This window comes from Burkholderia sp. Ac-20392 (assembly GCF_017104585.1).
Classification (GTDB): Bacteria; Pseudomonadota; Gammaproteobacteria; order Burkholderiales; family Burkholderiaceae; genus Burkholderia; species Burkholderia lata.
The window spans coordinates 39,838-49,382 of record NZ_JAAGPB010000020.1 but is presented as its reverse complement, the minus strand read 5'-3'; the positions used below and the strand labels follow the sequence as shown (position 1 = coordinate 49,382).

General features: G+C 65.3%; 8 protein-coding genes. 5 read left to right on the top strand and 3 right to left on the bottom strand.

Annotation, left to right across the window (positions count from 1 at the left end; translation table 11 throughout):
* From atsR to G3N99_RS05045, 3 genes are all read right to left on the bottom strand, one after another.
* Nucleotides 1–1,335, bottom strand: a 1,335-nt coding sequence (gene atsR / locus G3N99_RS05055) for a hybrid sensor histidine kinase/response regulator AtsR (protein WP_206121799.1), incomplete at its 3' end; no start/stop codon positions are given.
* The gene (locus G3N99_RS05050) at nucleotides 1,332–1,835 is read right to left on the bottom strand and encodes a molybdopterin-dependent oxidoreductase (RefSeq protein ID WP_206121798.1); all 504 of its coding nucleotides are present in this window, start codon (nucleotides 1,833–1,835) and stop codon (nucleotides 1,332–1,334) included. The genes atsR and G3N99_RS05050, both read right to left, overlap by 4 nt.
* A 42-nt stretch (nucleotides 1,836–1,877) precedes the next feature.
* The gene (locus tag G3N99_RS05045; RefSeq protein ID WP_174939507.1) at nucleotides 1,878–2,750 is read right to left on the bottom strand and encodes a helix-turn-helix domain-containing protein; all 873 of its coding nucleotides are present in this window, start codon (nucleotides 2,748–2,750) and stop codon (nucleotides 1,878–1,880) included.
* A 360-nt stretch (nucleotides 2,751–3,110) separates the two neighbouring features.
* Here G3N99_RS05045 and G3N99_RS05040 point away from each other — a divergent pair, with 360 nt between their 5' ends.
* The 5 genes from G3N99_RS05040 (at nucleotide 3,111) to G3N99_RS05020 (ending at nucleotide 9,500) form a co-directional block, all read left to right on the top strand.
* Complete coding sequence (locus G3N99_RS05040) at nucleotides 3,111–3,698, top strand: SEL1-like repeat protein (RefSeq protein WP_039369757.1); 588 nt, start codon at nucleotides 3,111–3,113, stop codon at nucleotides 3,696–3,698.
* 120 nt (nucleotides 3,699–3,818) lie between these two features.
* Entirely contained in the window at nucleotides 3,819–4,646 is an 828-nt protein-coding gene (locus G3N99_RS05035; protein WP_174939505.1) for a hypothetical protein, read from the top strand.
* A 122-nt stretch (nucleotides 4,647–4,768) separates the two neighbouring features.
* Nucleotides 4,769–5,797: a hypothetical protein gene (locus G3N99_RS05030; protein ID WP_206121797.1), complete on the top strand. Its 1,029-nt coding sequence runs from the start codon at nucleotides 4,769–4,771 to the stop codon at nucleotides 5,795–5,797.
* Between the two features lie 342 nt (nucleotides 5,798–6,139).
* Nucleotides 6,140–9,199, top strand: a complete 3,060-nt coding sequence (locus tag G3N99_RS05025; RefSeq protein WP_206121796.1) for an ATP-binding protein — start codon at nucleotides 6,140–6,142, stop codon at nucleotides 9,197–9,199.
* A gap of 109 nt (nucleotides 9,200–9,308) precedes the next feature.
* Nucleotides 9,309–9,500, top strand: coding sequence for a hypothetical protein (locus tag G3N99_RS05020; RefSeq protein WP_244132463.1), 192 nt, complete (start codon nucleotides 9,309–9,311; stop codon nucleotides 9,498–9,500).
* Nucleotides 9,501–9,545: the final 45 nt, after the last annotated feature.

Below are 9,545 nucleotides of genomic sequence, written 5' to 3'. Positions count from 1 at the left end.
ACGCTGCACGTCCACATGCCCGCGCAGCGTCGTCACGATTTCGCGCACGACGGCGAGCCCCATGCCGATCCCGTCCACATGCAGCCCGACCGCGTCGTTCGCGCGATAGAACGGCTCGAAGATCTTCGACAGGTGTGGCTTCGCGATGCCGGCGCCCGTGTCGCGCACGGCGATTTTCAATTGCTGGCCGGCCGGTGCGTCGGCGAGCGTGATCGACACGTCGATCGATCCGCCGACCGTGTACTTGACCGAGTTCTCGATCAGGTTCGACAGCACCTGGCGCAGCAGCTTGCGATCGGAACGGATCTGGAGGTCGTGCGGCTCGACCTGCTGCGCGATCGCGATCCGCTTGGCCGCGATCCTCTCGCGCAGCGGGTCGAGCACCTCGGCCAGCAGCGACGCCATGCCGACGGTTTCCCGTTCGGCGAGGCGCTTCGTCGAGCGCAGCTTGATGTAGTCGGTCAGGTCCTTGACGAGCGCCTCGAGCGACAACGCGGAATTCTGCAGCCGCCGGATCGTCTTCAGGTTCGCATCCGACTGCGGGCGCGCGAGCAGGATCTCGACCGATCCGCAGATCGCCTGCAGCGGCGTGCGCAACTCGTGGCTGACCATCCCGAGGAACGCGTTCTTCGCCTCGATCATTTCGAACGCGCGGTCGGACGCCTTGCGTTCGGCGTCGAGCGCCGCGTCCTGCCGTTCGAGCAGGTCGTCACGCGTGCGCATCGTATAGAACAGCAGCAGGAACAGCGCACACAGGATCACGCCGAGCACGATGCCGAGGATCAGGATCGCGCGCTGCTTTTCCTTCAGCTGATGGAACGTGAAGTCGCGCTGCGCCATCTCGATCGCGCGGAAATAGTTCGCGAGGCCGTTGACCTTCGGCCAGTACGCGTTGACCTCGTCGATGACCTGCTGCGCGCTTTTCGGTGAGTCGCGCAGCAACGGCACGTTGCGCTTCAGGCGCGTCATGAATTCGCCGAGCGCGTCGATCTCGTTGCGCGCGCGCGGGATGCGCAGCCAGTATTGGGACACTTCCGACGGCCGCTGCAGAAAGCCGAACGACACCGACAGGCTGTCGAGCTGCATCTGCACGTGATCGAAGTCGTCGTCCTGGTGCGTCGCGTAGAGGATCAGCTGCCGGTCGAACCGCGTATAGACGTTCCGGTATTGCGCGGCGGTCCAGAACACGCCTTCGCGCGGCCCTTCGAGCACGCCCTCGTTGACCGAGGTGGCGAGCAGGTCCCACAGCAGGAACGCCCACGCGGCGAACCCCATGATCCACAGCGAGCCGAGGACCAGGATGATTTTTCTATTTTTCCATCGCCCGCGTTTCATTTCACCGTCAGGCCGATGATCTGCCACGCGAACTTGGCTTCGCCGAGCGGCGTCTTCAGTTCATCGGGATACTGGTCGCGCGGGTACATGATCCACAGCGGGCCGTAGTTGTCGTTGCCGAGCACCTTGCCGTTCATCGTCCGCGCGAGGATCACGCCGTAGCGATCGGCGTCGGACACGGGAATCGTGAACGTGTACTCGTCGATGCAGCGGAACTCGATCTGCGTGCCGTGCGCGCCGACGGTCTTCAGGATGTCGGACAGGCGTGGGCCTGTGAAGGTCGCCTTCGGCGTCCAGCTCGTCGACGTGACGATCGTGTGCTGCGGCAGCGCCATCAGCGCCTGCTCGGAAAACACGTACGCCTTATTGCCTTGCTGGTTGTGCTTGTCGATCTTGCCGTCGACGGTGAACGTGAACGACGAAGCGGCCCAGGTCGCGGCAGCCATGCCGAGCAGGCAGGCCGTCAGCAGGCTCTTGGTCCAGATGGTCGAAATTCGCATGTCTTGCCCTCGGTCGTGCAGTGGTGATTTGTCGTTGTGGTCTCAGTTCGCGGCGGCCGTGGCCGGCAGCGTGATCTTCAGTTCGCGCGCCACTTCGGCGAACAGGATCGGCAGGCGCACCGGCTTTTCCTCGCAGCGCGCGTTGTAGTGCGACACGATGTGCGCGATTTCGTCTTCGCTGGCTTCGCCGGTCGAGATCTTGCCGGTCAGCAGGAAGATCGGTGCGCCGCTGTTCTCGCTCGAGCGGATGCCCCGCACGAGTTCGGCGGCGGTCTGGTCGCCGAGCATCCAGTCGAGGATGTAGCCGTCGAAATCCTCGACCTCCAGTGCCTTGCGGAACGCCGCGCCGTCGAAGTACGGAATCGCGTTCACGCCTTTCTCGATGAAATATTCACACACCGTTTCGGCGACGTCCTGCGAATCGTCGACCACGGCGATCCGCGCCGCATACACGTTCGGTTGGGTCGAGCGCAGCTCGATGACGTCGACCGGATACGTGCGGCCCTCGCGCGCGTGCTGACGCTCGGTGATGAGCCATTCGCCCTGCCACTGCAGCGCGACGAAATCCGTTTCGATCTGGCTGCTGGCCTTGGTCGAGATCGCGGCGCGGCAGCGGAAGCGCCGCGACTCGATCACGAGCGTCGCGTCGATCATCTCGGCGGCGGCCGGCTGCGTGCCCTTGTCGTCGAGCAGGATCGCGGGCGGCACGCCGAAGTGCGTCGCGATGTCCTGCAATTGCGACAGGTTCCACGGGATCAGGCCTTTCATCTTGCGCGTGACGACCGAGAAGCTCAGGCCGAGCACGTTCGCGATCGTCGTGTTGTGACTTCGCGGCGGAATACCGTTCCGGTTCAGTAGGTCGCGCACCTTGTTGGCGGTGATCAGATCGACGTTGGCCTGCTCGGTGGTGGACATCTCGATGGGGTCTCCAGGGGTTTTTGGCGAGGGTGAGCATATCAAAACTGACGTGTCACGCAAACTTCGAAAAAGCGAATGACCTTGACATGCCATTTTTCTTCATTATTATTGCTCACCACGTCACTATTGTTTGTCGCGTCATGTTTGGAGGTCATCGACGACAACAGTCGATACAGCGAAAAGCGACAACAATGAAACAGTGACGGAACGATTCGAAGAGAGAACCTGAGAGAGCCTTGGAGTGCGTGTCGGCGTCGGCGGATTGTATCCGTTGCGCCGCGCGCCACCGGGTGCGAGCTCGCGGGGGTGGGATAGCTCGAAGAATTGCGGCGCCAATAAAACTTGAGGAAGGTAACAATGTACCGCCGTTTACTCGCACCGGGGCTGCTGTTGCTATTGGCCGCGTGCGCGCAGGATCCGTCCATCACCAGCAACACGGTGCGGATCTGCGACGACACAGGTTGTTCCGACCGTCCTAAAGATCAGGTGTCCTATCAAAAAAGGGACGATTCGGAAGACCAGGAAAGCCCGCGCATCGCTGCGCTGAAGCAGACCGCGAAGACCCAGCCGAAGGCCGCCTACGACCTCGGCCTGCGTTATTTCCGCGGCGACGGCGTGCGCCAGGACAGCTACCAGGCACTCAAGTGGATGCGCGAGGCCGCCGAGCGAGGCGACCTGCAGGCGCAGAAGGCGCTCGGCAGTTTCTACCTGTTCGGCCTCGAGGAAATGGGTTCCGACGCGCGCGAAGCGGAAAAGTGGCTGTCGATCGCGGCCGGCCGTGGCGACAAGGAGTCGAAGAAGCTGCTCGACCTGGCGCGCAAGGCGAAGAAAGAAGACGAAGAAGACTGGAAATGGCGCACGGAATGGCGTGACCGCTATTACGGCTACTGGTACTCGGGCTATCCGTACTACGGCGTCTGGCAGCAGACGTACTGGTACTACTGACCGGGCCTGAAGCAACGGGGGCAGCAGCGGGGAGACCACCATCGCGCGCCAGCCGGGGGGCTTATCGAAGTTCGCACGAACACATAAGCCGAACAACGACTCTAATCGATCGACAACGACATGAAGACCATCCTTTCCCAACGTCTCACTCAAGGTGCGCTGGTGGCAGCGCTTTGCGCGTCCGTCACGGGCTGCGGCGGCGTGGTGACGCCCGGCGGCCAGAACGCGGGCGTGACCGGTGCCGCTGCGGGCGGCACGAGCGCCGGCGCCGATTCGGGGCTGCAACGCTGCGCATCGCCGCTCGGCACGATCGCCGTCGATGACGGCCGCAACGCCGACTGGTGGGGCCCGTTCGGCAGCGCGACCAAGATGACGACGATCGACCCGCTGCTGCGCCTGGCCGTGCAACAGTCGAACTGCTTCGTGATCACGTCGATCGGCAACCAGAAGAGCGATGCGCGCCTGTCGCGCATCACGCAGCTGCAGCGCAACTCGGGCGAATACCGCGCGGGCTCGAAGCAGCAGAAGGGCCAGCGTGTCGCGGCCGATTACTACATGGAACCGCAGATCGTCATCAACGATTCGCCGATCGGCGGTATCGGCAGCATGATCGGCGGGCTGATCGGCAACGGCGCGGTCGCGGCGGTGGCCGGCCACCTGCAGACGAAGGCGTCGGTCGTCACGCTGACGCTGTTCGACGTGCGCTCGGCCGTGCAGATCGCGGCGTCGGAAGGCAGCTCGACGGCGACCAACTACGGTGCGGCGCTGGGCGGCTTCGGCGGCGGCGTCGGCGGCGCGCTCGCCGGCTTCTCGACGACGCCGGAAGGCAAGGCAACGGTCGTCGCGTTCATCGACGCGTACAACAAGATGGTCGTTGCACTGCGCAGCTACAAGGCGCAGGACGTCAAGGGCGGCCTCGGCCGCGGTGGCCAGCTCCAGGTCAACTGACGTTCCCGGGCCGGCGGTGCGCCGCCGGCCGGTTCCTGATTCGTGATTCGTGACTGTCCGTGCGCGCGGCGTGATCCGCGCGTACCGGCTTCGTTCGTCCTTTTTGCATTGAGGTGATCCCGATGAAAGCCGTTGCCCTGATCGCATTGACCTGTCTGGCGCTGACCGCTTGCGGCGGCGACGATTCCTCGCCCGCGGCGTCCGGTGGATCGGGCACGAGCAACAACGGCGGCACCGGTGGGACCGGCGGCACGGGGTCGGGCGGCACGGGAAGCGGCGGCAGTGGCGGCTCGGGCGGTTCCGGTGGCTCGGGCGGCGGCACGCTGACGTGGCGTTACGAGGCGCAGCCTGTCTCGGCCGACAAGGCGAGCTTCCTGACGCTGGTCAACAGCGAAGGCGCGAAGGGCTATCGTTATCTGGGCGACTACTACTACAGCTCGAGCAACGGCGGGACGCAATCGATCTTCGTGAACGACGGCACCGCGCAGACCTACACGTACCAGCTGCAGACGGCGCCGGCCGACATGACGTCCTTCGTCAACACGGCCAATGCGCAAGGGGCGAGCGGCTACCGCTACGAAGGGCCGCTCACGTACGGCGATCTCTACCGCAAGGATGGCGGCTCGTCGGCCACCTACACGTACACGACGACGGGCCTGCCGGCCGATGCCAATGCGTTCCTCACGCAGGCGAACGGCCAGGGCCAGTCGGGCTACTGGTTCCTGGGGCCGATCGCGGTGGCGTCGGTGCAGGCGAACATCTACATGAAGAACAACGCGTCGAGCGCGACCTATACGTACGACGCGCTGGCGCCGACGTCGACCGTCAACGACTTCATTGCGCAGGCCAACAGCGAAGGGGCGAAGGGCTATCGCGCGAAGGGCGCGATGGCGTTCGGCATGGCGATCTCGTGGGTCTATGTGAAGGACCAGACGCAGTCGCCGACCTTCACGTACCAGTCTGCCGCGATCCAGTCGACCGGCGCGAGCTTCGTCCAGCAGTCGAACACGTTCGGCGGGCAGGGCAGCGCGTATCTGAGCGACATCGCGCTCGGCACCACGCCGCCGCTCGCGATGGCATCGTTCTATTTCACGCCGAAGAACTGCACGGGCTTCCTGTGCACGACGCTGAATCCGCTCACGCAGAACTGAGCGAGCATGGCGGCTGCATCGCGCGGCCGCTTTTCTGTTTTTTCCGAAGCGGGGTGGACGCCGACAGGACGGTATCCACCCCGCTTGCCTTTGCTCGCCCCCGATCGGGCCAGCGCCCGTAACGTTCTGACCCCTGCAGGCCGGATCGGCGCGCAAATATCGTTCAAGTTCAAATCTGCGTTCAAATCATATTGGACATGTACTAAACCGTTCATTCCGGACTGATTTTAGGCAGGCCGTTTGGCATGATCGTGGCATTCCAATCTTCCTGGGCCACCTTCCTGCACGATGCCGGAGCCGGATGCATATGCACGCCGGCGTCCGGCATCGTCGCATCGCGACATGCCTTACAGCCCGCTCCAATCGATCCGCCGTTATCAGAACATCTCGGTGTTCGGCGGCGGGATCGTCGTCACGATCCTGATCCTGATCGCCTGTGCGCTCGGGATGGGTTCGATCGTGTATGGCTATCTCGACGGCGAGCGGCACAATTTCCTGACGGGCATGGTGCAGACGCTCAACGAGATCAAGGTGAGCGAGACGTCGTTCCGCAACGGCGTGACCAATGCACAGCTGATCTGGCGGGAAACCGCGCCGGCACCCGACGGCGTGGTCGACGCGTTTTACGAAGGCGGGGAGCGGGCCGCGATCAAGCCCTATCCGTCCGTCGTGTTCGGTGTGTCGAAACAGCCCGCCGACCGAACCGAGGTGGCCAGCTACCTGTCGCTGTCGGTGCTGCTGGCGCGCATCTGCGCGGCGAGCTCGATCAATCGCGGGCAGACGCTCGTCGGCTATCACTACAGCACGCGCACCAGCCTGCTCGGGCTCGTGCCGGATTCGGGCGCCGGCGGCGGCGTGCTCGAGACGCCGGAGAGCCGCGCGCGCGTGATGGAGGCACTGCGGATCGATTTCGGTGCCGGCCCGACGCAGGTGGCCGGGTCCATCGGTCGCCCGCACGTGCGCTGGCTGCCGCCATTCAACGATCCGATCTCGGGTGCCGCACGCATCCGGCTGGCTGCGCAGGCGCAGGTCGACGGCGAGCCGTTCGCGGTGCTTGTCACCGAATATGCGCCCGAGCACCTGCTGTCGTGGCAGCCCGAGCATCCGGTCGACGGCGCGTTCTTCATTACGACAGGCGACAACCGTCTCGTCGCGGCGAGCCCCGGCGTGGCCGGCGACGAAGCCCGCATCGGCCGCCTGCTGGCGCTCGATCCATCGCGCGACAACACGAAGCCCGAGCAGGCCACATTCCGTGACGGCTTCGTGATCTTCCACGGCACCCTCGATGCAACGGGCTGGATGCTTGCGTATGCGTTGCCGTGGGCGGACGTCGTCGCGAACGTCGCGTGGCGTGCGAGCCTGCTGCTCGGCGCGTCGCTGCTCACCATCGCGATCATGTGGATCCTGCTCGTGCGCTTCCATCGGCGGGTGTTCGCGTCCGTCTATGCACGCTCGCAGCGCGTGTTCGACAGCGAAGCACTGTGCCGCAGCGTGATCGAGACGGCGCCGATCGGCCTCGGCCTGATCTCGCGCGCCGATGGCCACTTCATGCTCGTCAGCCCTGCGCTGGCCGAGATGCTCGCGCGGCTCGGCAGCGACTATCGCGCACTGTCCGCACAGGCAGTGGCGCGCTACGACGCGTTCATCGCAGGCGGCGCGGCCGGCGGTTCGCTGCAGACCGATTTCGTGCTGGCCGATGCGGATGCAGGTGCGACGCCGCTGCATCTGGAGGTGAGCGCGTGCGGCGCGCGTTACCAGGAGATCGACGTGCTGATCGTCGCGGTCGCTGACGTCACCGCACGACGGCAACTCGTTCAGCAGCTCGAGGAAGCGGTGCGCGCGGCCGATTCGGCGAACGCGGCGAAGTCGTCGTTCCTCGCGGCGATCACGCACGAGATCCGCACGCCGCTCAACGTGATCCTCGGCAATCTCGAACTGCTCGCCCGTTCCGCGCTGGATGCGTCACAGCACGGCCGCGTGCAGACGCTGCGCACGGCAGCGTCGGGCCTGCTCACGCTCGTCAGCGACATTCTCGATTTCTCGAAGATCGAAGCCGGTGCGATGACGGTCGAAGCGATCGAGTTCGACGTGATCGGCGTGATCGAGCGCACGCTCGGCGCGTTCGCGCCGGTCGCGAAGGCGAAGGCGCTGTCACTGTTCTGCGAAGTCGACGCGAGCGACACACAGCAGATGCGCGGTGATCCGACCCGGCTCGGGCAAGTGCTCGGCAACCTGCTGAGCAACGCGATCAAGTTCACCGCCAGCGGGCACGTGCTGGTGCGCGTGTCGGTCGCGTCGGCCGGATGCGGCGGCGCCGAGCTGTCGATCGCGGTCGAGGACACCGGCATCGGCATCGCGGGCGCCGATCGGCACAAGCTGTTCAAGGCGTTCTCGCAGGTCGATGCGTCGATCACGCGCCGCTACGGGGGCACCGGGCTCGGGCTCGCGCTGTGCGATCGCCTCGCGGCCGCGATGAGCGGACGGATCGACGTGGCGAGCGTGCCGGGCACCGGCAGTCGCTTCACGTTGACGCTGCCGCTCGGGATGGCGGTCGTGCCGCTCGATGCGCATCCCGCGCGCGGCGCACGCGTGCCGCTGATCGTCGTCGCCCGTACGGAATGGCAGCGCTTCGCGTTATCGCATCTGCGTGCATGGGGCTTCGACGTCGACGCGTACGAACGTCCGGCGCGGATTCCGGCCGACCGTCGTGCGCGGGCCGCCGCGATCGTCCTGCTCGGCGATTCGGATGCGTGGTCGCGCGCGGAGCTCGACAGCCTGGGCGGTGGCTGCCCTGTCGTGCTCGCCACGCCGGACGGCCCGCCGCAAGCGTATCGGGCGGGCAGGACGATACGCGTGTCGAGTTATGCACTGGGTGGCTTGAAGGCTTCGCTCGTGCAGGCGCTGGCCGACACCGGCGGCCCTGCCGTGCAACGGCTGACTGGCACGCCCGCGGAAGCCGTTCGTCCGGACGCGAGGCGCGTGGTGCTCGCCGGCCTCGATTCCGTCGGCAGCACGTTGTTGCGGGAGCAGCTTCACGTGCTGGATTGCGAGGTCCAAGCGGCGGGGTCGGCCGAAGCGGCGCTCGGCCTGATGGCCAGCGGCGCGTGGCACGTGCTGCTGGTGGATGCCGGTTTGCCGGACATGTCGGTCAGCACGCTGGCAAACGCCGTGCACGCGCTCGGCGTGGATTGCGACGTGATGGTCGTGACGTCGCATGTCGCGCCGGATGACGGGCAGCGCTATGCCGACGCGGGAATCGGCTGTGTGCTCACCAAACCGGTGACGCTCGCGCACCTGCGCGGCGCGCTGGCAGGCCTTGGCCGGCGCCGCGGCGTGCCGGAGCGCGGAGAAGGAATACAAAAACAGGACATCGCGCATTTCGCGCATGGCGACATGGCATGAATGAGGATCGTGTGTCGCGGCCGATGATGCCGGGGGCAAAAAAACGGAAGGCAGCGCGCCGCATCGGCAGGAGCGGCGCAGATCAATCAGGAGAAAAGAGGGGAAGACCGTGCGCTATATGGTGAAAGTCTTCGCAATGCTGCTCGATTTCGCCACGCTTCCCGAGAAGTCCAGAAAGGATTTTCTCGGCAAGATGAACGAATTCATGATCATGTCGCCGATGCAGAAGCGGCGCGCGATCACGGAGTGGAAGCAGGTGCTGGAGGAGCGGGGCGAGTCGGATGAGGGGATGCGCAGATAGTCACGGCGGGTAGAACGCACGGTGCGCAATGATTGAGCGACGGGT